This is a genomic window from Paenibacillus sp. FJAT-27812, from assembly GCF_001273905.1.
In the GTDB taxonomy this organism is placed as follows: domain Bacteria; phylum Bacillota; class Bacilli; order Paenibacillales; family Paenibacillaceae; genus Pristimantibacillus.
This window is the reverse complement of the sequence record NZ_LIGH01000001.1, coordinates 1,701,785-1,727,219: the sequence shown is the minus strand read 5'-3', so window position 1 is coordinate 1,727,219 and position 25,435 is coordinate 1,701,785. Positions and strand designations below refer to the sequence as shown.

General features: G+C 47.3%; 21 protein-coding genes. 13 read left to right on the top strand and 8 right to left on the bottom strand.

The window, feature by feature from the left end:
• The first annotated feature begins 173 nt into the window (after positions 1 to 173).
• The 3 genes from ADU23_RS07310 to ADU23_RS07300 all read left to right on the top strand — a co-directional run bounded on the left by ADU23_RS07310 (position 174) and on the right by ADU23_RS07300 (position 5,538).
• Complete coding sequence (locus tag ADU23_RS07310) at positions 174 to 1,022, top strand: ABC transporter ATP-binding protein (protein WP_053373143.1); 849 nt, start codon at positions 174 to 176, stop codon at positions 1,020 to 1,022.
• Positions 1,019 to 1,726: an ABC transporter permease gene (locus ADU23_RS07305; protein ID WP_053373142.1), complete on the top strand. Its 708-nt coding sequence runs from the start codon at positions 1,019 to 1,021 to the stop codon at positions 1,724 to 1,726. Before ADU23_RS07310 ends, ADU23_RS07305 begins: the two co-directional genes overlap by 4 nt.
• A gap of 332 nt (positions 1,727 to 2,058) precedes the next feature.
• Complete coding sequence (locus ADU23_RS07300) at positions 2,059 to 5,538, top strand: S-layer homology domain-containing protein (protein ID WP_053373141.1); 3,480 nt, start codon at positions 2,059 to 2,061, stop codon at positions 5,536 to 5,538.
• A 76-nt stretch (positions 5,539 to 5,614) separates the two neighbouring features.
• On the opposite strand, the gene udk is transcribed toward ADU23_RS07300, so the two are convergent.
• The gene (gene udk / locus ADU23_RS07295) at positions 5,615 to 6,250 is read right to left on the bottom strand and encodes a uridine kinase (protein ID WP_053373140.1); all 636 of its coding nucleotides are present in this window, start codon (positions 6,248 to 6,250) and stop codon (positions 5,615 to 5,617) included.
• A gap of 120 nt (positions 6,251 to 6,370) precedes the next feature.
• On the opposite strand from udk, the gene msrA reads away from it, so the two are divergent.
• Positions 6,371 to 7,048, top strand: coding sequence for a peptide-methionine (S)-S-oxide reductase MsrA (gene msrA / locus ADU23_RS07290; RefSeq protein WP_157265675.1), 678 nt, complete (start codon positions 6,371 to 6,373; stop codon positions 7,046 to 7,048).
• A 105-nt stretch (positions 7,049 to 7,153) separates the two neighbouring features.
• Positions 7,154 to 8,074, top strand: coding sequence for an aldo/keto reductase (locus tag ADU23_RS07285; protein WP_053377515.1), 921 nt, complete (start codon positions 7,154 to 7,156; stop codon positions 8,072 to 8,074).
• Between the two features lie 119 nt (positions 8,075 to 8,193).
• Here ADU23_RS07285 and ADU23_RS07280 read toward each other — a convergent pair whose 3' ends face one another.
• The 7 genes from ADU23_RS07280 to ADU23_RS07250 form a co-directional block, all read right to left on the bottom strand.
• Positions 8,194 to 8,646: a hypothetical protein gene (locus ADU23_RS07280; RefSeq protein ID WP_053373139.1), complete on the bottom strand. Its 453-nt coding sequence runs from the start codon at positions 8,644 to 8,646 to the stop codon at positions 8,194 to 8,196.
• Positions 8,634 to 9,251, bottom strand: coding sequence for an ATP-binding cassette domain-containing protein (locus ADU23_RS07275; protein WP_053373138.1), 618 nt, complete (start codon positions 9,249 to 9,251; stop codon positions 8,634 to 8,636). The genes ADU23_RS07280 and ADU23_RS07275 overlap by 13 nt, the downstream gene beginning before the upstream one ends.
• Positions 9,248 to 11,221, bottom strand: a complete 1,974-nt coding sequence (locus tag ADU23_RS07270) for a DUF1430 domain-containing protein (RefSeq protein WP_053373137.1) — start codon at positions 11,219 to 11,221, stop codon at positions 9,248 to 9,250. The genes ADU23_RS07275 and ADU23_RS07270 overlap by 4 nt, the downstream gene beginning before the upstream one ends.
• A gap of 86 nt (positions 11,222 to 11,307) precedes the next feature.
• Positions 11,308 to 11,655 carry a mediterrocin family bacteriocin gene (locus ADU23_RS07265; RefSeq protein ID WP_053373136.1) on the bottom strand — a complete coding sequence of 116 codons (348 nt, stop codon included), beginning with the start codon at positions 11,653 to 11,655 and terminating at the stop codon, positions 11,308 to 11,310.
• A 338-nt stretch (positions 11,656 to 11,993) separates the two neighbouring features.
• The gene (hflX, locus tag ADU23_RS07260; protein ID WP_053373135.1) at positions 11,994 to 13,262 is read right to left on the bottom strand and encodes a GTPase HflX; all 1,269 of its coding nucleotides are present in this window, start codon (positions 13,260 to 13,262) and stop codon (positions 11,994 to 11,996) included.
• 461 nt (positions 13,263 to 13,723) lie between these two features.
• Positions 13,724 to 16,672, bottom strand: a complete 2,949-nt coding sequence (locus ADU23_RS07255) for a DEAD/DEAH box helicase (protein WP_053373134.1) — start codon at positions 16,670 to 16,672, stop codon at positions 13,724 to 13,726.
• Complete coding sequence (locus tag ADU23_RS07250) at positions 16,669 to 17,880, bottom strand: hypothetical protein (RefSeq protein WP_053373133.1); 1,212 nt, start codon at positions 17,878 to 17,880, stop codon at positions 16,669 to 16,671. Before ADU23_RS07250 ends, ADU23_RS07255 begins: the two co-directional genes overlap by 4 nt.
• Before the next feature lie 122 nt (positions 17,881 to 18,002).
• Here ADU23_RS07250 and ADU23_RS07245 point away from each other — a divergent pair, with 122 nt between their 5' ends.
• From ADU23_RS07245 to ADU23_RS07205, 8 genes are all read left to right on the top strand, one after another.
• The gene (locus ADU23_RS07245) at positions 18,003 to 18,323 is read left to right on the top strand and encodes a thioredoxin family protein (protein ID WP_053373132.1); all 321 of its coding nucleotides are present in this window, start codon (positions 18,003 to 18,005) and stop codon (positions 18,321 to 18,323) included.
• 103 nt (positions 18,324 to 18,426) lie between these two features.
• Entirely contained in the window at positions 18,427 to 19,686 is a 1,260-nt protein-coding gene (locus tag ADU23_RS07240; RefSeq protein WP_053373131.1) for an ATP-binding protein, read from the top strand.
• A 112-nt stretch (positions 19,687 to 19,798) separates the two neighbouring features.
• Entirely contained in the window at positions 19,799 to 20,029 is a 231-nt protein-coding gene (locus tag ADU23_RS07235; RefSeq protein ID WP_053373130.1) for a hypothetical protein, read from the top strand.
• A 412-nt stretch (positions 20,030 to 20,441) separates the two neighbouring features.
• Positions 20,442 to 21,575, top strand: coding sequence for a GerAB/ArcD/ProY family transporter (locus ADU23_RS07225; RefSeq protein WP_053373128.1), 1,134 nt, complete (start codon positions 20,442 to 20,444; stop codon positions 21,573 to 21,575).
• Complete coding sequence (locus ADU23_RS07220; protein WP_231637332.1) at positions 21,535 to 23,016, top strand: spore germination protein; 1,482 nt, start codon at positions 21,535 to 21,537, stop codon at positions 23,014 to 23,016. Before ADU23_RS07225 ends, ADU23_RS07220 begins: the two co-directional genes overlap by 41 nt.
• Complete coding sequence (locus ADU23_RS07215; RefSeq protein ID WP_053373127.1) at positions 23,009 to 24,208, top strand: Ger(x)C family spore germination protein; 1,200 nt, start codon at positions 23,009 to 23,011, stop codon at positions 24,206 to 24,208. Before ADU23_RS07220 ends, ADU23_RS07215 begins: the two co-directional genes overlap by 8 nt.
• 215 nt (positions 24,209 to 24,423) lie before the next feature.
• Entirely contained in the window at positions 24,424 to 24,603 is a 180-nt protein-coding gene (locus ADU23_RS07210) for a hypothetical protein (RefSeq protein ID WP_053373126.1), read from the top strand.
• A 175-nt stretch (positions 24,604 to 24,778) separates the two neighbouring features.
• A complete protein-coding gene (locus ADU23_RS07205; protein ID WP_053373125.1) occupies positions 24,779 to 25,435 on the top strand; it encodes a polysaccharide deacetylase family protein in 657 nt (218 codons plus the stop codon).

Here is a 25,435-nt window from a genome sequence, read left to right as displayed (position 1 = left end):
GCTCCATTCGCCCAGCCGGCTGCTCCAAACAACGCCGATACTGCGCCATTCACCGCTAAATACGCGCCATTCATCCCTCCGTATGCTCCTTTCAACGGGAATATAATGCGCCTGCCTTCGTTCGAGGCTACGATTAGAGTAGATCGGATAACAAGACGGAGGTAGTGATCGCGATGGAAAATATCATTGAAGTGACTTCATTAGAAAAATCATTTGCAGATTTTCGAGCGTTGAAGGACGTATCCTTTAATGTAAGAAAAGGTGAAATTTTTGGTTTTTTAGGGCCAAGCGGGTCGGGCAAAACGACGACGATTAAAATATTAACGGCACAGCTAAAGCAGTCATCGGGAAGCGCTTTTGTATTGGGGGTGCCTGCAAGCCGATTGAAGGAAGAGAAATACCGTAAAAAAATGGGTGTCATTACGGACAACACCGCCTTGTATGGCCGGCTGAACGTATACGATAATTTGAAGCTGTATTGTGATTTGTATGATGTGCCTGCGAAACGGATCGACGAGGTTCTTCAGATGGTGAATTTGGAGAAAGAGAGCAAGAAAATGGTCTCCAAGCTATCCAGAGGGATGACGCAAAGGGTGACCTTGGCACGCGCTTTCCTGCATGAGCCGGAGCTGCTGTTTCTTGATGAGCCAACGTCCGCTCTGGACCCTGTCAACACAAAGCATGTCTATGAAGGGCTGACGCGTCTAAAGGAGAAGGGAACGACAATCTTTTTGACGACACATGACATGGTCGAAGCCGAAACGCTGTGCGACCGGGTTGCTTTCCTAAACAACGGGCAAATTCAACTGCTGGATGCGCCAAGGAAGCTGCGCGAGCAGCATGGGGATGCTACGCTAACGGTAGAGTTAAACAATGGAACTAGCGCTATCGTTCCCATGGGGGCTGAAGGCGCGCAGCAGCTATTCAACTATATGAGCTTGAATCAAGTCGTGTCGGTTCAAACCAATAATCCGACGCTTGGCGATATTTTTGTAGAGGTAACAGGGAGGGCATTGTCATGACTTTTTCCATGAAGCGCGTAATGACGATTATGCAAAAGGATTATAAGGATTTATCACGCAATCTGTATGTGTCCATGACGCTATTCATTCCGTTAATCATGGCGGCGATTTTTGGGCGCTTGGATAGCGGGACAGTTGATGCCCAGTATATGATTATCAATATGGCCTTTATTATGGTGGCGACCTATATTCAGTCCTCGCTCATTGCCGAAGAGAAGGAAAAGAATACGCTGCGCGGATTAATGCTGTCGCCAGCCAGCACGTTTGAGATTTTTTGCGGCAAAAGCTTGCTGACCTTCATTTCGACCGCTGTCATTGTTTTTCTCTCGTCGATGCTGATCGATTATCATCCGAAAAATATGTTAATCGTCACGGCGGCGCTCTTTTTGTCCGCGATTTTTTACCTAGGGGTTGGCACTTGGATCGGGCTGCTTACAAAGTCGGTTATGGAAGCCTCGGTTGCGATTGTGCCTGCCATCCTTATTTTTACTTTTGGCTCGCTTGTCATTCCTTTCATCGAGAAGTATCCGATTCTAGGTATCGTTGAGTATATGCCGAACTTTCAGCTTATCGACTTGGCCCGCCAAGTGGAGGCGGGTGCTGGCATGGTGGATGTGTGGCCCAATATGGGGATCATCCTAGTGTGGGCAATCGCCATTCATGTCTTATCTGTATATGTGTACAAGAAAAGCATGATGGATTAATGGAGCGAAAGATTGGCAAAAAAACTAAAAATACATTTTTTTGATTATATGTCATTGTTTTAAAAAATAATGCTCTTTAATAAACGGCTGGCAGATGCTGTATCTGCTAGCCGTTTATTTTATTTTTGCCCGTTTTACAGGCATTTCCTCCTCTGTTAACGCTATTGTTAAGAATTTGTATGGTTTGCTTCAAACGTATAGACAGAGCAAGTCCTATCCATTAATTTTAGACATGTGTTCATATGAATAGGTATGAGGGGGTCTTCTCTAGAAGCTTAGCATGCTATTAAACAAGCGAATGAAAGTACAACATTATAACGGAGGTTTATAACATGTTATCTAGCAAGTGGGCCAAGCTGGCAACAGCTGTTCTTCTATCGTCAAGTATTCTAGGACAAAACATTTCAATGACTACTGCTTTTGCAGACACAAATAATCAGCTAACCAAAGCTGCGGCTCCAAGCAGCGGAAAGTGGATGGCGGGCGATTACCATGTCCATACCTACGTTTCGAATGATGCGCAGCAATCCCTTCAAACCGTGCTTGACCAAGGCTTTGAAACATACGGCATGGACTGGTTGGCTTTATCCGATCACCTCAGAATGTCGGATCGTGATGACGAGGGACATAACGTACCAGGCGGACCGATTCCGCTTTCCCAAGCTATCGTTGATTATCAGACGAAAAAAATCAACGAACTGAGAGGTCAAGGCAAATACCAAGGCAAAATTACGTTTACGGGCTTTGAATGGGATATGCCAACTTACGACCATATGGGCGTAGGCATATTGGATGGCAGCATGAAGGCATCGAGCCAGTTTGAGTATTTATTTACGAATCGTGATGCCAATATGTTTAAGGCAGAGGATAGGGCTATATGGGATCAGAAGGATCAACGGGTCTATTCAAATGCAGCGGACGCCCGGACTGCGGTGAAGTGGCTGGCTTCGAATTACAATGACTCAAGCTACATGATTATTAATCATCCTTCAAGAAAACTAGCCAACGGGAAAACGATATTCCAAATTTCCGATATCCGCGATTTCAATAATATTGCTCCTAATGTCGTTTTCGGAATGGAAGGCATGCCGGGCAACCAGATGGAGCCTGACCGCGGCGGCTTGAATCAAAACAATCCGAAAAACAAAACGTATGGCGGTTCTGACTATATGATCGCGAAGGTCGGTGGCGTGTGGGATGCGCTGCTCGGCGAAGGACGCCATTTCTGGAATTTTGCTAATTCAGATTTCCATTTTAAAGTAGCCGGCGATCAATTTTCCAGCGGTTATTTGCCGGGTGAGTACTCAAAGAACTATACCTGGGTAGACGGAAATGATATGAATGCCGTTCTGAAGGGCATGCGCTCAGGCAAATCGTTTTCCGCGTACGGTAATCTGATCAATGCGCTGGATTTCAATATTGCAAACGAAACGGGCAAAGGCGAGATGGGAGAGGACTTTAAAGTAAAGGAAGGCGACCCGCTCAAGCTGACGATTCGGTTCAAAAGCCCAAAAACAAACAACTATGCCGTCATCAAAAGTGTAACACCTGCAGTTAACGACAGATATACGCATACTAGCAATGTAACGAATGAGGTTAACGTAGATCATGTTGATCTAATTGCAGGCGATGTCACAGGCGAGGTTAAGCCAGGATCACCGAATTACAACAAAGATACGAATGAATCAACGAAGGTTATTGCGAGATTTACGAGCAAAGACTGGACAACGGATGCAGAAGGCTACAATGTAATTACGTACAATTTAGGAGCTGCCAACAAGGACCAGTATTTTAGGCTTAGAGGAACAAATCTTGGCGTAGACGTTGCTGGCGAAACCGAAAACGGCGAGCCGCTTATTGACGCGAAAGTGGAAGACGACCGGAGTTTCGAGAATGATAAAGATGTTCAATCTATGAAGAGATTTAACGAAATTAACGATCGCAACTACAAGGATCTATGGTTCTATTCCAACCCAATCTTTGTAAAGAGCGAATCATACAGTGACGACCAAGCGGTGAGCGATGCGCTGAATGTACTGGATTTAGGCAACACGATCGGAGTAGAATCCGATATTGAGCTGCCGCAGCAAAGCCTGCACGGTACTTCTCTCACTTGGAAAAGCTCCAACCCGCAAGTGATCAGCGATACTGGGAAGTTCGGATTCCGTCCGAAAAATGATGCGTTGGTTACTTTGACCGCAACCGCTACTCGCGGCGACGTGTCCAAAAGCAAAGTTTTCTATGCCTCGGTGAAAGGCGCGGAGAATGCTGCCGGGCTGAAGCTTCAAGAAAAATTGAGCACAGAGGACAACCAAATTCTGAAAAATGGCGACTGGACGAACAAAAACGTAACGGTAAGCGTCTATGCATCCGTCTACAAGCCGGTTTCCATCGCGGAGCTGCTCGTGTCGAAGGATGGCGGACAACAGTATGAGCCATACGAGAACGAAAGCAAAATCGTAGTGTCGCAGGATGGCGAACATACGCTGTTGTTCAAAGCTAAGGATACGCTTGGCAACGAAACCTCATTGCCGGTGAAAGCTAATATTGACCGCGTCAAGCCGGTGCTTACTCTTGTAGGAGCAAAGACGATTAATCTAAACGTGGGCAACGCCTATACCGAGCAGGGTGCTACAGCAACGGATAACACTGGGGTAGCCGATAAGGTATCCGTCACGGGATCGGTGAACACTTCGACTGCCGGAACTTATACGCTGAAGTATAACGTTAGCGACCGTGCAGGCAATGCGGCGGATGAAATAACACGCACCGTTACCATAAGCAGAAACGATCCTGGAAGCAGCACTGGAGGCCCGGGTCCGGTTGTGACGAACCCGCCGAAGGGAGAGCCAAAGCCGGTCACTTCTGTAGAGGTTGAGCTTGATGCATCCAAAGGCACAGAAGGTTCGGTTAAAAATGTTGTAGCTTTCAAGGTGCCTGCCGACGCGGTTGCTACTGATGGAAAAATAAGCGCGAAGGTCGTTGAAGCGAGTGCCGTGCCATCGGCAGGAACGCTTGAGTCGCTTAGCCCTACGGTAGAGTTCCTTAGCACGTCAGGCAGCACGTTTAACAAGCCGATCGACATTACCTTCAACTACAAGCAAGAGCAAGTGCAAGCTGGCAAGAAAGCTGCGATCTATTACTACAATGAGCAGCAGAAGCGCTGGGTTTATATCGGCGGAGATGTTAGAGCGGACGGTACGATTACAGTTAGCGTTAAGCATTTCACCAAATTTGCGGTTTACCAAGCGGAGCCGAAAGTGCTCTCCGATGTGACCGCTCACTGGGCAGCACCATATACGGCTCGTTTGCTTGGCATGAATGTCATTCAAGGCTTTGAGGACAATACGTTCCGTCCTGATGTGACTGTAACGCGCGCAGCATTCGCGAAAATGATTGTCCAGGCGCTGGGGCTTCCAGCAGCTTCGGGGAATACCAGCTTTGCGGATAACAACGAGATTCCAGCATGGGCTAAAGGTGATGTAGCTGCTGCTGTACAAGCAGGCATTTTGAAGGGCTACGAGCAAAACGGAAAAACATGGTTTAAAGCAAGCCAAACGATTACACGCGCAGAAATGTCCGTGATGATCGCGAACGCTTTGAAAGCTAATTCGCAGCAGCCGGCAAACGCAGAGATCTCGTTTAAAGATGCTGCCGCCATTCCGGCTTGGGCAAAGTCCTCCATTAATACAGCTGTAACGGCTGGTATTCTTACGGGCTATAAAGATCTTACGTTCCGCTCGGACCGCGAAGCTAGCAGAGCAGAAGCTGCGGCTATGATTTACAGGCTGCTTGACAGCCTTCATATCTAAACGAATGGGATAACAAAAAGAACCTTCAAGCCACTCAAAAGGTGAGCTGAAGGTTCTTTTTTGTCGATTTTCAGCATTAAACGTCCGTTAATACCGTATCGTCTGTCAAATATTTTTCGGTCAAGATGGACAACAGCTGAATGCCGACCTCATTGTGTCCGCCCTCTGGGATAATCAGATCGGCATACTTTTTGGAAGGCTCGATAAAGGCCTCATGCATAGGCTTCACTGTTTTTAAATATTGGTCGTGCACGGATTGAATCGTCCGTCCGCGTTCCTCCATATCCCGAAGCACTCGGCGGAGAATACGGACATCGGGATCGGTGTCGACGAATACTTTGATGTCGAGTATGTTACGGATGCTCTCTTCATACAACACATGGAGTCCTTCGAGAATGACGATGCTGTTTGGCTTAAGCTCGACCGACTCACCCTCAACACGTGCAAAAAGGGAAAAGTCATAGACCGGCGCGTAGACGGTTTTGCCTTCTCTAAGAAGCAGGAGGTCGCGAGCTAACAGCTCGATGTCAAAAGATAACGGATGATCATAATTAATCATCTTGCGTTCGTCTAGGCTGAGATGTATGGGGTTACTATAGTAATTATCCTGGGATATGAATGTGACTTTTTCTGATCCAAGACGGTCGATAACAGAGCGGGCAACCGTTGTTTTGCCCGAACCGGTGCCGCCGGCGATTCCAATAATAAGCATGGCGATTAAATAAACCTCCCTAATTGTATTGCCGGTGCAATTTCAGCAATTTTAGTATTGTAGCATAGCCTTCACATTTTTTCATCTCAATCGTACAATCAAGCATAAGGAGGGCGGAAAATGAACAAATCGGGCTTTCAAGCTGGAAGAAGCGAGGCTTCGTTTTTGCACAGCAGCATTATGGCCGCAACGCTTGGAATGGGTTGTTTTTGGAGTCCGGAGGCATTATTCGGACATTTGCCTGGCGTGGTTCGAACGCGTGTCGGCTATGCTGGCGGCACCGCTGCGGACCCGACCTACAGGCAGATGGGAGATCATTCGGAGACGATCCAGATTGCTTTTGACTCGGAAATCGTTTCTTTTGAAGAGATTTTAGAGGTGTTTTGGGACAACCATAACCCGGATAACATCAATGATTATAAGGGGCGGCAGTATAGATCGATCTTGTTTTATACGGATGCACAGCAAATTGAAACGATTAGGCGCGTGTTGAAAAAACGGACCGTGCATGGAGTACCGGAGCCAATTACGGAAATCGCTCCTTTTGCGAAGTTTTATCCTGCCGAGGATCGGCATCAAAAGTATTATTTGAAGAGGTATCCCGATGCCATGGAGAAGCTTAGTGAATGGTATCCCACACAGGAAGAACTGATCGACTCCACCTTAGCTGCCCGTTTGAATGGCTTGGCCAAGGGCTATACAAATTTGGAGCGCATCGTGAATGAAATCGAGCGATGGCAGCTTCAAGCGGATGTGCAGAAGCGGATGGTGGAGCTCGTTAAGCGAATTCGGTGGTAGGAAATGCTTATTCCGATATAGGCGGACCAAGCTATTTCTTACCTGTGGCTAAGAATGGTAAAATGAATGAGACAGGCATCCGATCAAATCGAAGGAGTGATGAGCTTGAAGTATAGACGACTTGGAAGCACGGGGTTAAACGTATCGGTAATTGGTCTTGGAACCTGGCAGTTTGGCGGGGAGTGGGGCCGGGAATATTCGCAAAAGGAAGCGGATCTGGTTCTCGACAAAGGGCATGAGCTTGGCATTAACCTGATTGACACCGCTGAATGTTATGGCGATCATCTCTCGGAATCATTGATCGGGAATTATATCAGCCGCCGCAACCGCGAGGATTGGATCATTGCGACAAAGTTCGGGCATCACTTTCATGAGCGTTTCACTCGCACCGATTCATTTAACGCGGAGGGGGTCATTGCCCAGCTTGATGCATCGCTGAAGGCACTGCAGCTTGAATACATTGACTTGTACCAATTCCATTCCGGACCGGACCAGTCCTTCGACAACGATGAGCTGTGGACCGCACTGGATAAGCAAATAGCAGCTGGCAAAATCCGTTTTCTAGGCACGTCGATTGGAAGCAATGACAACCTTCATCAAACGGAGGCGTCATCCAAAGTGAACTCACGCGTCATTCAGGTTGTCTACAACAGGCTTGACCGCGCGCCGGAAGAGCGCGTATTCCCGTCTTGCCAGCAGCAGGATTTGGGCGTGCTTGCCCGCGTTCCGCTTGCGAGCGGTTATTTGAGCGGCAAATACAAGCCGGGTACAGTCTTCGGCGAGACCGATGTGCGCCACAGGCATGATGCCGAGAATACGCGGCTTAAGCTGCTCGAGGTGGAGCATATCCAGCGGGAAGAAGTTCCGCAAGGCGTAACGATGGCTAGCTGGGCGCTGGCATGGTGCTTGAAGCATCCGGCAGTTACCGCAGTTATCCCGGGCTGCAAGGACGCCGAGCAGGTTGAAGCCAACGCCAAAGCCGCAGACCTTCTCACTGAGCCGCATCCGCAGGATGTCAGCATCTAACTTGGCTAACGCCTATGATATAGCGTAAAAAAAATACCCCTAGAATCTCATCGGATAAACCAAGCGTTTATTCCGATGCTCATTCTAAGGGGTGTTTTTTCATTTGGCTGCTTTTTGCGTTAGTTCAAATCCCACATTTCATTTGCTCTAGCCAGCAGCCCATTTGCTTCAGCTTTATATTTCTCAATGAGCTGCACGGAATCCGTATCGTTCTTATCGATGGGGTTCATATTTTCATCCACATAGATTTCATGGGCTACTCCGTCTTTTTGCAGCCGGATTCCATACTCATAGCCGCCATTTATTAAGGGCCATATAATAAGGGCTTCCCCTTTATCATGATTAGCGATCCCTAAATTCCCTGTGAAGTGCAAGTAATCGGGCAGTTTCACATTGTAGATGTACCCATCCTTTGTTGTAATATACGAGCCGCCTTCTGTTTTAGGTATAGCTTCCGTAAAATCATGATAGCGGTTCTTTGTTATGAACAGCCAAGCCAAGTTCCAAACGCCAAATAGGATAAGTGCAGCAAGCACAACCATAAGAAATTTATTTTTCATTAACTTACGCATAAGTTTACGACCCTGCTTCCTTGTTTTTTAATCTCATCGTCATGTGTAACAAGAATGATGGTTTTACCTTCTTTATTCAGTTGCTTGAGGATGTTGATTACAACCTCTGCATTGTTTTTATCAAGTGATCCTGTCGGCTCATCTGCTAAAATAATGTCACATTTCTTAAGCATTAACCGAGCCAACGCGATCCGCTGCTGCTCCCCGCCAGATAAGGTATAAATTTTTTTGTTTATTTTATCCTCTAGCCCTACAATCCGTAACACCTCTTCGATGGTAAGGTCTGTTTTGCAGTCCTTGCGGATCATTTTCAAATTTTCTTTAACCGTTTTATTGTCAACTAATGCGAAGTTTTGAAATAAGAAGCCAATTTTGGTTCTAAAATAACCCAGATGGTTTTTTTTAACGCTAATGTCGATACCGTCAACAAGGATGGAGCCGCGCTCTATTTTTTCGATAGCTCCGATCATATTAAGCAATGTCGTTTTACCGCAGCCGCTGGGACCGGAAAAGATAACAAAATCCCCATTTTCAATGGTTAAGCTAAAATCTGAAAATAATAGCTTCTCTTCAAACGATTTGGTTACATTTTTGATCTCAATCATACGCTCCCTCCTTTCAATATTTTTTGGACTTTAACGTTTTCGATGCGCCGTATATAGAAGGTGATTACGAACAATTCCAGCACAAGAATAACGATACCCGCAGCAGTTAAATAGTAGACTTTATCCAATCCAAGAAGTATCGCGGCAACTACCGTTGATCCAATACTCACGATCGTCGTAATGCTTGTCATCAGAATGATTTTTCTGTTTTTCTCGAGTATACTGTGACCCAAAATTTTTTTAATCGAAAGCTCAATGGCGTTTACCTCGTACTCCAAACGAATGATGGAGGTAATGATTATAAATTCTAAAAACAATACTAAAAGGCTAAATATAAAGTTCATATATAAGATTCGTTTGGCGATATTCCAGCTCTTATTGTAGCTATCCAGAACATTCGTTTTTGTGACGATTTGACCTGTTAACTGATAGTCCTGCACGAATTGATTAAAAGGACCATCCGACATTTTATACATAATTTCAGTAGAACGGGCTAAGTAATGAGTGTCTTTATCAAACTTTTCAAGAGCGTCTGGTGGCAAGTTGTAATAAATAATAATTGGATTTTTCAGCAGATCGCTGCCGTATACCATATCCTCATCAATTCGGACGATGTCCACGTTATCCTCATAATAAATAACTTCATAATCGTAGGTGAAATCCTCTCCTTCATAAGACCGTACCGTATCCTTCAGCTCATCCAAGTCCACAGCGCTGCCTGACCGTTCTTTAGGCAAAAGGAAATAAATATCTTTGTTAAGCCGGAGACCCTTTAGCTCCTTAATTTTGCTGGATAAGTATGCAAGCGCGTTGCGATTTGCGATTAATCCCTTTCCGTCCAACAAACGATTGGTTCCGGATAACAATATGGCATCGGACTCCTTGAAAAATTGCTTGTAGAAGGCAGCTTGAGCCCTTTCTGCGTCTTCTGTCCTCAAATCATAAGATCCTTTGCCATAATCGATAACCCGGTATTCTAATCTTGTAAAGGAGTAGTCTTTGTGATCTGCGAAAAAGGATTTTTGTCGATACAGCTGATACGATTCAACCATTAGCACCACATTGCTCGAAATGACAAAAATCGTAATGACAACAGTCACCAGCTTTAAGCCGTAATTAAGCGATAGCAGCTTTTTGGACCCGCCTTTGACATTTGAAAAAACTTCTTTCAGATTGTAATGATATAGATTGATATATAACAGCGCGTTTGCAATTAATAAAATAGAGAAGAAGAGGAGCGAAAGCTGGAACCCGAAAAAAACATACGTATAACGGGATAAGCCGTATAAAATCAAGGCAAATAATAAGGCGAAGCAGAGCGTGTCCGCTAAAATGTTTTTCCAAACGATCCTGCTTATCGGTTCTCCCAATGAAACCCTGATCAGATTTTCTTTCTTTTGATAAATCACGTCATAATAGGATAACAGTAAAATAATCGATAGGATTAGAGCCCAAATGGCGATGATGGTATTCCTGGATTCATTGCTGGCGTAACCTTCCTTAGGGTGATTTCCGGCGTATTTATCAATGAGATCAAGCTTGAACTGCTTCACTTTTTCGTTGCTGCCGATGACATAGTAATCATTCATGCTCTTAATGCCCTGAATATCATTTAAATGATGGAAAGCAAAGCGGAAATCCTCCAAAAATATACTCGGATATTCCTTTGCAAAAATATTTAAATGCTTGTTCATATATTTTTCGACACGCGTTGTGCCGTAAATTTCGATTTCAGTAAGATACGTGCTTCGGGGAGATTTGATGTAAGTAAATACTTCGACTTCATTCCGAGCGGCGGACTCAAGAATATCCTTTATCATTTCTTGCTCCGTTGTATTCCGTTGTAAATATAAGGTCGTATTATCGAATTCCGTATAGAAGTTATTCAGGCGAAAGGTATGGCTTTCACCGATAATCAGTACGCCTACAAATAGAATGCAGAAGCTTATTATATACTTAACCGTTTTCAAAACGCTGACCTCCGAGGTTATTGATGTTACCGTTCAGTTCCCGATGCCGGGCGTCTGAACGGTAACTAAAGGCATATAGGCTTTAATTAAAATTTGATTTTATAAAATATTTTCGTGCCATTGTGAGTAACCTCAATTTTTGCCCACTTTTGGGACCCGGCTTGATCGTCATAGGTTCCATTGTCATTTCTAACAACAGCCGTGGAGGAAAGTGAATTATGATAGGTATGCGTATAATCCTCATTGATCCAAGCCGTATTGAAGCCATACTTCATTTCCCATACCCCAACGGATTGATCGGCTAGCTGCCAAGAGGAAGAGAAGGTTTTTCCTTCGGTTACGCTATCGTGCGCTTTCTCGAAAGCAAATGCGTTAGTAGCGAACCCAGACAGGGCGCTTACGGCGATAAGAGCGGAAATAAACAGCTTTTTCATTTTAAAATTCCTCCTAAAATTATGATTAAATTAAAAAATGAGGAGCAGGGGTTCATTTGACTGATTCCCCTCCTACACCAATTAAGATTTGTCGGCCGACATCTTCAATCCTTACCTAGCATAATTTATCGTGCGGAGCTTGTCTCCCTATGAAAATGTACAAGCCCCTTAATATCCTTTAGGGAATACCTTAGGGGCTAGTAGAAGATTTTTGCGGGAACACGTCCATTACGGGCATGAAAAAATAAACCCCTTAGAATTTCATCGGGCAAACCAGAGGTTTATTCCGATTGCTATTCTAAGGGGTACAATTCAAGCTAGGCTTGGTTTTCCTGCGGTTAAAGCACGGTTACTTCATTGCGATATCGCTCGAAATCGGCTACACGGCATTCCAGTTTCATTCGTGTGCCTTCCGGCTCATAGTCCGTCGATTGAACATGGGCATGCTCGTTGAAGTAGGCGACCAATCGGCCTTGGCTGAAAGGAATCAACAGCTCACATTCCATATAGTCGTCAAAAATATGATCGCGGACAAGCGCGATAAGCTCATCCAAACCGCTCTTTTTCTTCGCGGAGAGGTAGACCTTATTGTCCTGTACGGCTGGATAAGCATGCTCCGTCAAATCGCATTTATTGTAGGCGTAGATGGTCGGAATATGCTGGGCGCCCAGCTCCTTAAGCGTATCGTTCGTGACGGAAACGAGCTGCTCGTAGTCTTCATGGGAGTAGTCGACGACGTGCACCAGCAGATCCGCTTCAGCTACTTCCTCAAGCGTCGAGCGGAAGGCTTTAACAAGGTGATGGGGGAGCTGGCTGACGAAGCCGACCGTATCCGTAAGCAAAAATGATTTATTGTCATGCAGCTCAATGCTTCGCACCGATGTCTCAAGCGTAGCAAACAGCATATCCTGGGCAAAGACCAGCTTATGCGAGCCGCCGGGATTGCCGTTTTCGAGCAAAGCATTCATTAAGCTGGATTTGCCCGTATTCGTATAGCCGACGAGGCAGACGACGGGCACCTCGTTCTTTTGGCGCTGCTTCCGCTGGATCTGGCGCCTAGCAACGAGCTTATCCAGCTCAGCTTGCAGTGCTGTTATTCGCTCCTCAATGCGCCTGCGGTCAAGCTCCAGCTTCGTTTCGCCGGCGCCTCTATTTTTGAGGCCGGCCCCGCCGCCTTGCCGTCCTAATGATGCCCGAAGGCCGACCAGGCGGGGGAGCATATACTGGAGCCGAGCCACCTCGACTTGAAGCTGCGCTTCCCTCGTTTTGGCACGCTCCGCAAAAATATCTAAAATCAGAATGGTCCGGTCGATAACCGTCCGCTCCAAAGCAGCCTCTAAATTGCGAATTTGGGATGGAGACAGCTCATCGTTAAAAATGACGACATGCGCGTCATGCGCTTCAAGCAGCGCGAGCAGCTCCTGTATTTTGCCGGTCCCGATATAATGGGATGGATTGATGCGGGCTGCCTTTTGGCTAAGCTCATCAGCAACTTCTATATAACAGGCGGCAGCCAGATTGCGCAGCTCCTCCATGGAGTAAGCAAAATCAGTTTGATTTTGAAGCTGGACGCCGACGATAATCGCCTTTTGCAACGGTTGTTCCATTATTCATCATCCTCTTACGGTTATTTGGTCAAACAAAAAAAACACAGGCAGCTCTGCCTGTGTTCACAGTTATGGGTAAGAGGAAATCAAGGAAAATGGGGTCATCCATAGGCAAAGAACAACGGAGCCGGCGCGATGGGTAGGCGAAAATCCGCCTGCTGCACGAGCCGAGGTTCTTGTTTGCATATGGAAATTCCGTTCCAAAGGCGAATACGCCAAAAGGGAGTGCTCCCTTAGCAAGCGGCCGTATTCAATAATTATGGGTTACCTTTAAAATGGCAGACCTATCCTGAGTCCTCTGCACACAGGCAGAGCTTTGGCGCTATTCAATTAGCAGCTGCGCAAAGACCTAACTCGGATATAGTCTATCACACGTAACCCTCCGTTCCTTTAAATTAGAAACAGTGTAGCACAACCGTCCGTGAAACGGCAAGTCATAACCGAACAAATATTGGGTAAATTTAGGAGTCGCTCCAATCCTGACGCAGCGTAAACAGCTCCTTCAGCGCTTCCGTCGAAAGCTCCGTTATCCAGCCTTCCGAGCTGGAGATGACATTTTCGCTAAGCTGCTGCTTGTTTTCCAGCATCTCATCGATCCGTTCCTCCAGCGTGCCAAGCGATATAAATTTATGCACTTGGACATCGCGGGTTTGCCCCATGCGGTAAGCGCGATCGGTTGCTTGGTTCTCGACGGCGGGATTCCACCAGCGATCGAAATGGAACACGTGGTTAGCCGCAGTAAGGTTAAGCCCGACACCGCCGGCCTTGATCGACAGAATGAACACATTCGGCTGCTCGGCGGGCGGCAGCTCATACGATTGGAACCTCTCGATCATTTTATCCCGCGCCGGCTTGGATGTGCTGCCGTTCAAGTACAGAATCGGCTCCTGAAGCTCTTGCTGCAGCACGGCTTTAAGCAGCTCTCCCATCCCGATATACTGGGTGAAAATAAGGCAGCGCTCCCCCTCGTCCCGAAGCTCCCTCACCATGGCGAGCAGCCGCTCAAGCTTTGCGGAACGGCTGATTAGCGGCTCTGTATCGATGTCCTTGCCAGCGGAAGCGGCAATCTCTTGAATCGATTCCTTGGCGAGGAGCATCGGATGATCGCATATTTGCTTGAGCTGCATAATGGCGGATAAAATAGCGCCTTTTCGTTCGATGCCTTCGAGCTTTTGCATGCGGTCCATAAGCTGATTGACCGTTTGGTTATAGAGGGCGCCCTGTTCGGCCGTCAGGTGGATATAGGTTTTCATTTCGTTCTTGTCCGGCAAATCCAGCTGGATAGCAGGGTCCTTCTTCTTGCGGCGAAGCATGAACGGCTTGACGAGCTTTTGCAAATCCGCGGTGCGCTCCATATTGCGTTCTTTCTCGATGGGATTGCTAAATCGCTGCTGAAAGCCATGGGCGCTGCCTAGAAAACCCGGGTTCATGAAGTCGTAGATCGACCATAGCTCCGATAGGCGATTCTCGATTGGCGTGCCGGTCAGCGCGATACGATGCTTGGCGGACAAGCTGCGGACCGCCGTGGACTGCTTAGTCTGGGCGTTTTTAATATTTTGTGCCTCGTCGAGGCAAATCGCTTCCCAAGTAAAGCTCTTCAGAAGCTCCTGATCGAGCGTTGCCGTGGCAAACGAAGTTAGAATGACATCGGTATGCGGAAGGCCGGCATGAAAAGCGCCGCCTTCGAGACGCCTGCTGCCGTAATGAAGCATAACGTTAAGCGATGGCGCAAAACGGCTGATCTCCTTCTGCCAGTTGCCGAGAACCGAGGTCGGGCAAATGATTAGTGCAGGAAGCCGATCGTCCGCATTCGCTGCGCTTTCCTTGAGATTTAATAAATAAGCGATAAGCTGCACGGTTTTGCCAAGCCCCATATCGTCAGCGAGACAGGCGCCCAGCCCAAAGCGCCGCAAGAATGACAGCCAAGCATAACCCTCGCGCTGATAAGCGCGCAGCTCCGCCTTCAGCCCGGAAGGGACGTCAAGCACCGGCCAATCCGCTTTTTGATTGAGCTGGCTGACGAGCTTCATGAGATGCTCGTTCAGCTCGACTTCCAGCTGGATACGCTGCGCCTGCTCCATTTCTTGTTCAGGCTGCTCATCCTCCTGCCCCTCGCTGCTGCTTAGCAAATGAAGCTGGAGCACGTCTTGGAAGGACAACCCTTCAGAGCGGTCAATGCCTGCCATTGCTTTGCGAATTTGCGCAAGCAAGGCGGGATCAAGCGCTATCCACTGCCCGCGGAAGCGCACCAGCCGCTCGTTGCGGGCAACCAGCTCGTTGAACTCGGTTTCGGTAAGATCGGATTCGCCAATAGCGATTCGCCAATCAAAGTCAATCAGCGTATCAAGCCCAAACAAGGACTCGCCGGAGCCTTCTTCGCGGGTGCTGACCTTGGCGCGAAGCCGCGGCTTCTTGCGGCTTGCCGTCTCCCACCAGGCGGGGAGCAGCACCTGCCAGCCTGCATCCAGCAGGCGCGGGCTGTCAACGGTAAGGAAGCGCCATGCGGCATCATTTTCCAAAGGGGCGTTTAACAGATCATCGGCATTTCCGCCTAACCGCTCTCTTGGCAGACAGGCGCGCAAACTATTCAACCAGCCGGCAGAGCGCTCGCGTATGGCGTTCGACCAAGCTGCAGGCCATGAGCCGAACGCTTCGCCGGCTTCGGAGAGGCGTACCGGTAACAGCACCGCTTGGTCAAGCTTATCCTGCAGAACGAGCTTAAGCTGCCAAGTCGCTTCCATTTCTTCGGGCTCCACTAGCTGCAGAATAGGGCGGAAGGAGGCTTGATCGGCTTTCCAGCCTATTGCAATTAGCCATGCCTGTGCATCAAATCCCGCTGAAGCAGCATGATTTTTGGCGAATAGCAGCGGATATTCTCTTCGCAAATCGGCGGCAGTCGTTTCCGTCCCGTAATAAACGTCAAATAGGACAGCAGAGAACGCCGCTTGCAAGCCGTCCAGAACCTCTTTGTCCGCATCCGCCGCATCCAGCGCCGCTTGTATTTGTTTGTTTAAGGCTGCGTTATCCCAGGTCCATTGCAGCTTGCCGCTTCGGAAAGCGGAGAAGCTTGGCATATAGCGCTTGGCTTCGATCTCCGAAGCCAGCAGAGGCGCAAGCAGAAGGAGCTGCTCGGCTAATCCTCCCCACACCCACTCAATGTGCGCAAGCAGCCTCTTTTCTGCAAAGAAAGGAAGCACCTGCTCCGCAGGAAGCAGAACAAGCTCTAGTCCCTGAACCTGCTGCACCTCCAGCTCCGTTCCGTAGAAGGAAGGCTCATGCCAGGCAAATAAGCTTTGCTTTAAGCTTAGGCCGCTCACGAATTCGTCCGTACTGCTCACTCCGTAAAAAAGGGCATCGCCATGCGTCGTTAAATTAACGTGAACGGCAATGGATTTTGTATATATGCTCATGGGATTAGTTTTCCTTTCCGAAGCTCCTCCTGCAGGGCGCGAAGGCGGCTGTTGCGCGCGGCGAAGGCAGTGATGTAAGTCTCCCAGCGCTCTTCGTTTTTCATTTTTTTGTACAGCTTGGAGAGCCGTTTGAGCAGCTTCACCGCCATCTTGTAGCCGTGCCTATTTTTGAGCAAGACATATCTCTCCGCTGCCTGATGAAAGAAGGGAAGCAGCAGCTCAGGCGTTTCTTTCTCGATTGGAGCAAGAACGCCGACGCGATAGTCAAGAGGCTCGCTTCCTTTACTGATCTGGTAGTCGATCCATTGCTGCCACTTGGCGAAGTGGAGCAGCTTTTCCTCGTAGATGGTGTTCGTATAAGGCAGCATCTGAATAAGAGGCTCCCACATTAGCTGCTCGGCTTGGGGAATATGAGCAATAACGCCGTCCCAGTACTGATAAAAGCTTTTTAAATTATCCAGCCGCGCACTCTCCACTAACGGCGCAGCAGCCACAAGCCAGCCCTTCAGGCGCTGCCAATCTTCACCCGTCTGGAGCATTTCAAGCATAGGGAACAGATCTTCGGGACGAACGGCGGACCTTTTGTTCAGTTCTATCAGATAAGCCTGCGCCTCTTCATCGCGTTTTAAATAAAAGCATAACCAGCTTTGGGCAAGCAGCCATGGGTACTCGGAAAGCGCTGGGCCAAGCACAGCTGGCGCCGATTGCAGCTGACGAAGCTCGTCCGCAAAACGGCTAGCGTCTCCCTGATAAGGGGAAATCCAGCATCTCCAAAGCCGCAAATACCATTCGGTGAAGTAAGGCTTGGTTCCCGAATCCGTCAGCATAAGACTTCGCAAATAGTCTACTGTCTCCTCGATGAGAGGCCAGTAGGCAGGTTCGTCTGTGATTTCCGGTTTATTTTCGAATAGATGCTCAAGCGCCTCTCCCACATCGGAAATAGCGGCATGCGTATGAAATCCGATAAATGCTCCCGGCTGCGGCGCAGCATTCGGCGTTCGGTTAAGCAGCAGCCCGAGAACATAAAGATGGGCATGAAGCGTGAACAGCGCGTCGCGTCCGGAGGAAAGCGCCGGCTTTATTTGGTTAATGGACGCCATGGCTTCCTTTACGAAGGAGGGGTTCCGGGTATGGTCGGCCAAAGTGGCGGTACGCAGCTTGAACAGCCCGTGCCATTCGGCAATATTCATCGTATTTATTGGTTTCATGACGGATAGGTCTCCCGAACGAATATGGTTTATTTTCAATAAAGCTTATTATATCATTTATCTATACGAAGCTAGGCAATTCCATGAGCATGCTTAGAGGGTTATAGGAAGGAAAGATAACGATGGCTATTCTTGAAATACAAGAGGCGGATTGGCTCAAGCTGAATCGGATCGGCAACGGGAAGGATGCGCTTCTGTTTTCATCGCCGTTCTGCGGAACGTGCAAGGTGGCTGAGCGCATGCTGGAAATCGTCGACGCAGCCGAGGTCCCTGTTACCTTGTATAAAATAAATATCAATTATGCGGCAAAGCTGCGCAATGCCTGGAAAATTACGAGCGTGCCCTGTCTCGTCCTGCTAAAGGACGGCGAGCCTATACAATTTGAATATGCGATGCGGTCGGTTGATTATTTGTATAAGCTACTGAAGGACATGGACGAGTAGTTTGCGTTTATTTTAGTCCAATGATCTACGTTTTATGATATATTAAAAGGGAATTGCTAAAAATAGTAAATTTCAGGGGAAAATGAGCTTACGGGGGTCATTTATGTTAGGTTACTTTAAAGATTTTGTATTGAATATATTCATTATCTGCTCCCCTCTTGCTGTATACCCGTATATTCATAAAGCCAAAGGCAACAAAGTTCTTTATCGCTTTTTTGTAAGTATCCTTTTCTCGTTGTCCATCATGATGACGATGTCGTTTCCAATCCATCTTAATGGCTTAATCTACGATTTCCGATCGATTCCGCTAGCAATCGGCGCGCTTTACGGCGGCATGCAGGTATCCATATGTTTGTATGTGGTTCTCATGCTGTACCGTTTTTTTCTTAACAGCCCAAATGGCTTGGAATACGTCATTTCCTTGCTGCCGAGCTTTGTTGTTCTTGCCTTATTTTACAAGCGTTTTCATGCGTTAAGCCTTGCTCGGAAAGTTGCGGTTGTTATCGTGTTTTGCTCGCTCATTAAGCTGATTACCTTCACGATATACCTTGCTTTAATCGGAGAAATGGAGCTGCTGCTGGCGAATCCAATGGGCACCTTGCAAACGTATTTGCTGCAAGCTGTAATTGCGGGTTTATGCGCTTATGTCATCCATATCCAAGATCAATTTTTTCTCATGCAAGAGGAGATGGTTAGAAGCGAGAAGCTGAAGGTGGTCGGTGACATGGCCGCTTCCGTCGCGCATGAGATTCGTAATCCGCTAACAACGATTAGAGGCTTCATTCATCTCTTCGCTACAGCAGACCTCGGCAAAGAAAAGAAGGAAACCTATAAAAGGATTTGCTTCGAGGAGCTAGACCGTGCGGAGCTTATTATTTCCGATTACCTCTCGCTTGCCAAGCCTGACCTTGAGGTTGTCGAAGCTATCAATATCAATCATGAGATCCATTACTTAGCCAATGTGCTAATGACCTATGCCAACTACCACAATATAGAGATTGACGTGAAAACAATGAAAGAGCAGGAATTCCACATACACGGGGACCGCAATAAATTCCGCCAAGCTTTAATTAATATTGGCAAAAATGCGATCGAAGCGATGCAAAGCGGCGGTTTATTAGTGCTCAAAACGGATATCCGTGATGATCATGCCCTGATTGTATTAAGCGATAATGGGAGCGGAATGGCCCCTGAGCAGATGAAGAGGCTGGGCACGCCTTATTATTCGACTAAGGAAAAGGGAACGGGCCTTGGCACGATGGTCTCCTTTAGCATTATTAAGAAGATGAACGGGAAAATTGATATTAAGAGCGAGCTCGGAATAGGAACGGAGTTTTATTTCAGCTTCCCGAAAGCAAATTAATCATCATATTTCCGTTAAAATTTTTATCCAGCTAAGATTATGGCACGGTTCGTGTTATAATTAAGAGGTGCAGTCAATAAAGAACATTGACTATGATAAAGGAGTCGGAAATATGCAGGTAGTATTTGAAGACTGGGATCAAAAAGTAAAAAAGACGTTTAATGCGACGAGCAAGCAGGTTGTATTGACGGTAACCGAGGCCGGCGATCTCTTAGGCCTTACAAAGGACCAGATGAAGGTGTATGTGCTTAAGCATAACCTAACGAAGGTAGCGATTAATCGCAGCGTCCACAGATATCTATTACTGAAAAGCGAAATAGATGAGATCCTTGGAAAAGCTTAATATGTACGACTAACCACAGCCTCCCCGAGGTTGTGGTTTTTTGTTTTGTTGCAAAAAAGCGATAGGCATGATGATGTTTTGTACATAATTGCCATTGTTTCCGTGAAAAATAGCAATGGTAAATACATGCATGAGAAATGGGGCTGTTTAAAATGACGACCATAGGCATATTAGCAGTTTCCATTCTAGCCTCGCTGCTGTTTGTTGTACTAGATATGGGCGTATATCGCGAATCCCTTGGACCCGCGTTCTATAAGCAAACCTTAGCTTATAATAGCTGGCAAACGTACTTGATGGTAATAGCTGCTTTTATCATTGCCTTATTTCGGGATTGGCGTAGCCATAAACAATCGCAAGGCAGGAAGCGGCTGCAGCGTTTACGAGGTGAACGGCAAAGCGATAGGAATAAGTGATGACCAATAAAATGACCACCATTCAAATCTACAGCCTCATGCTTGTTTTACTGTTAGGCACGTCAATCCTGTTTGGAACCCCGAAGCTGGTGCCGGATGTATGGCTGGTTCAAGTGGTAACCATCGTTCCAGCGATGCTGTTGTTTCTGTTCTACACGACGATGGTTTCCAAGGTTTCTCCCAAAGGGCTATACACCCTGTTGATTGCAGTTTGGGGAAGCGTGCTGGGAAAAATATTCGTACTTGGCTATTCGATCTATTTTCTCTATATAGCGGCCCGAAATGTTCGGGATATGCTGGAGCTTGTCATGACTACGCTGCTGCGTGCTACTCCGCAGGAGTTCGTTGCCGTACTGTTTGTGCTTATTGTCGCCTATGCAGCGTCAGGCGGATTACTGGCATTAGGGCGCTTGTCTGAGGTTATTATCGGATTAATTATTTTGTTTTTTATTGCGATAGCTGCGCTATTGCTCATGAGCGGCTCGCTTGATTTGCAAAGAATGTTTCCTTTCTTGACTAAAGGCATAGCGCCAATTATCAAGACAAGCTTTACTAGCTCATTGTGGTTTCCTTATGGCGAGATGGTCGTCTTTCTTGTGTTATGTTCGAGAATGGGCGGGAAAAAGTCATTTCGCAAAGCGGGTTTGTGGGCAGTTATAAGTGCAGGGATGATTTTGGCTTTCTCCGATTTGCTGCAAATTTGGTCGATGGGAATGGAGTACGAGAAATTTTCTACCTTTCCGCTGCTGGATGCGGCAAGGCTCATTAATGTAATGGACTTTATTAACCGAATGGATGCTCTCGTTGCGTTGATCACCATATTCGGCGTTTTTTTGAAATGCACCATTTTTTTGTACGCGGGCGCCAAAGGGGTTGCTGTCGTATTCCGGAGGGCAAGCCGAACCTACATTTATCCGCTTGCTCTGCTAATTGGGGCGATGTCACTCATCGTTACGCAAAACTTTGCCGAGCATTCGGAAGAGGGGCTTCATTTTGTCACTTTCTTCCTGCATTTTCCGTTTCAGTTTGTGCTTCCGGTTCTAACAGGGGCGCTCATTTGGATTCGTTCTAGACGAAAGAGAGGCAATGCGGGTGAACCGATCAAACCAACCTTCACAGAACGGGATGGATAATCAGCCTATTAGGTCAATTGAGCAAATTCGCGCCTATTTGACGGATGTTTTCGGCAATACGGACGATCTTGCCGTAGTGTCGGTAGGAATCGGGGAGGACATCGGGCTGCTCTGCTATTTGGAGACGATGACGAGCGTCCCTTTTATTATGGATCATATCGTAAAGCCGCTATCGCATCGGAATAAGGGTGAACATGAAAGCAGTTCCGAGTCGTTGCTGCAAGGATTGATGGTACAGTATTTCGGTGGGTTATCCTGCGAGCTTATAGGTGATTTGAAGGAGCTCGCGCATAAGATGGCTGCCGGTTATGCGGGCTTAGCGCTAGACGGGGCGTCTTCCATACTTATGTTAGACGTGAAGAAGATGGATAACCGATCCGTTGCCGAGCCCACGTCACAAGCCGTTGTAAGAGGGCCGAAGGACGGATTTACGGAATCGGCGGATACGAATATGAGCTTAATTCGCAGGCGACTAATCAATGAGAAGCTGCGATTCGAAAAATATATAGTAGGCGCTAAATCGTTTACCCCCGTTTACTTAACTTATTTGGAAGGGGGCGTCGAATCCAAAGTTCTGGATAGGATCAGGAAAAGGCTGCAACAGAATGAAATGTCCAGCGTGATGGATTCCGGCAATTTGGAGGAGCTGCTTAGACCAAAGGGCTTCTCCTTGTTTCCGACCGTATACAGCAGCGAGCGGCCTGATGCGGTGTGCTGTTCCATCATGGAGGCGAAGGCCGCCATTATCGTGAACGGCAGCCCGTTTGTGCTCGTTGTTCCGGCTGTCATGAACGATTTTTTCAAGTCGCCGGAGGATCATTATCAATGGTTTGCTTTTGGAACCTTTACAAGGCTGCTGCGGTATTTGGCTTTCTTCTTCTCACTGCTTGCTCCCGCCATCTATATAGCGATAACGACCTTTCATGCGGAATTGATCCCGACGGTGCTCCTGACAAGCATTGTTGCGCAGCGGGAGGGTATCCCGTTCCCCGCCGTTATCGAAATACTATTAATGGAAATCACATTTGAAATTTTGCGCGAGGCGGGCACGCGAATGCCCCGTGTCGTCGGCCAGACGATATCCATCGTAGGAGCTTTAGTGCTCGGAGAGGCGGCGGTTCAAGCAGGAATCGTCTCCAGCATCAACGTCATTGTCGTGTCGTTAACTGCGATTTCCGGCTTTGCCGTTCCGATCTATTCATTCGGCACCAATGTTCGCCTTTTGCGGTTTGGCTTTATTTTTCTAGCAGGGCTGCTTGGACTTTATGGCGTCATATTGGGTAGCGCATTCCTGTTGATTCATATGGTTAGGCTGCAATCCTTCGGGGTTGTGTATCTATCTCCATTCGTCCCGTTCCGTGCAAGCAACCAGAAGGATGCGATCATGGTCTTACAAACGCCTTTGCCGGATGAGGGGATAGGAGGGGAGCGCCATGAATAAAGCGGTTAGATTATTTCTTGCCGTAAGTCTGGCAGCCGCCTCTCTTTCTTTGTCAGGCTGCTGGGACAGCTCGGAGCTTAATAAAACATCGCTTATTACAGGGGTAGCCTTAGAGCCCGGAAAAAACAGTAAGCTGCGGCTTACTGTAGAGACCATGATCGCCAAACGTCCGGAGGAGAGCAAGGACACGGCGCCATCGATCGTGCAATCGTTGGAGGGAAATTCGCTGCCCGATCTGTTGGTGCGGTTCAACGAAAGCTTGGATCGCAGTCTGCTCATCTCCCATATCGGCGTTATTGTCATCGACGAACGGCTAGCCCGCAAAGGCCTGCAGACTATATTGGACCCGCTGCAGCGGACGAGATTTATCCGAGAGGATGTCCTTATTTTAATTTCGGAAGGCGTTCAAGCCTCCCAAATATTTAAGGTGCTTTATCCTAGATCCATGCAGGCCTCTTCAAAAATCGTATCTCAGCTCAAAAGCTACCGCTCCTCCAGGGGAGGCATTCCCCAAAGCCGATTGTTTGATGCCTCTGAAGCTATACTGGCAGAAGGAAGAGAACTGATGCTTGGGGCAATCTCGCTTAAGGGCTCCATTAAGGATGCCGATAAAATGGAGAGCATCAAGATGGTCACGCCGAAGGCATCCATCGTTATAACCGGAGCGGGTATTTTCTCAGAGGACAAGCTGAAGGGCTTCATCACTGTCGATGAATGCAGATTGGTCATGATGGCAAGCGACCTGGTTAAAGATACGACACTATCGATACCGTATCATGATCATGAAGTATCCCTTCGCCTTCGGCATGTGCAATCTGATATTCAAGCCTATATGGATAAAGGAAAAGTGAAATTACAGATTAACTTGGAGGGCGACGGTGTGGTGTCGAGCATTGACGAATCCATTGATATAACCAAGATTTCCGGCTACGAAAAGCTCGAGAAGCTGGGTTCGGATTACTTGGAGAAGCAATTGAGTAAGGCGATCCAAAGCATTCAGGAGAAATATGGGCTTGACGTGTTCGGGTTCGGAGAGCAGATGTACCGCAACCATTATAAGCAATACGAACCGCTTGCGGAAAGATGGAATGAAATATTCGCGAAAACGCCTGTTACGGTTAAGGCTAGGATTAAGCTCCACCGCTCTGAATTGAAGACGAACCATATTAGAAACGAAGGGATAGGCCCGTAGCGTTCTCAAGCTTTTCCAGCTGATTTCGAAGAGATAAGGACGTTAAAAGGAGGATATGGCAGGATGTTTTCGAATGGCGGGCATCAGCTTCCGTTCATTCCTCCTTAGTCGGAATTATTAGATATATCGCAGCCTGATGCGGTTTTTCAATAGGTTTAGCATTCGCTATACTTATATAGACCGATTGGAAAACATCAGCTGGAGGGTGATTTTACTTGACTTACATGGATATGTTGGGACGTCGGAGCATTATTTTGAAGCGCAATATTGGTAATCTAGTCATTAAAGACAACAAGCAGGGATTAAGCGCGCAGGAAAGCAACTTTTATCACAGCATGATCAAAGAATGGCATCAGAACGAGAGCGAATTGAACGCGGTTCGAAAGCACCCGTGAAGAATAAGAAGAAATGAAGGAAACAAAGAAGAGTTGTTTTGCGAGGCGATTGCCTTGCGAAACAGCTTTTTTTCTTTAATATGGATCGCAAGCAAAACGAACTTTCCGCTCCATATAAGGTATAATACATAGATGATGTTTTTGGGCAGTAATACAAATTGGAGGTTTCTTGCTTATGCTGGCGGTTGAAAGAGCGGCGTACCTCACGATTGATGATGGTCCTGCGGATGATTTTTTGGATAAGGTCGATTATTTAAACGCAAAAGGAATTCGGGCGATTTGGTTTTGCCTAGGTGAAGCGTTGGAGCGGTTTGCGGAAGAGGCTATGCATGCGATTAAGACAGGACATGTCATTGGCAATCGCAGCTACGATAATGCGGACTTCTCAGCTATGAGCCTAGCGGATGTGAGATTGCAGCTGGAGCGATCCGATAGGATCATTGATAAGCTTTATGCTGATGCAGAGACGGCAAGGCCGTCAAAAGTATTTCGTTACCCTTATGTCCAAGACGAGACGGATGGAGCGCATTTCACAGCGATACAGCATCTGTTGGAGGGGCTCGGTTACCGGCAGCCATCCTTTGAAAATATTCGAGCAGTTGAGCCAAGTGGAGCAAGCCTGGGGCAGGGCATTCATGTGTCGTGCACGCAGGATACCTTCGATTTGGGAGCGGATGGGATGCTTGGCGCAGCGAATTATGGGAATGAGATCATACAGATCCATGATTGGATCTCGTTAGATCCTTTTAAGGCGCTCGTGGACAAGCTGATTGCGAAGGGCGTAGCCTTCAAGCTTCCGAAGGAAACGGACCTTCATGTACAATTGGTCTAG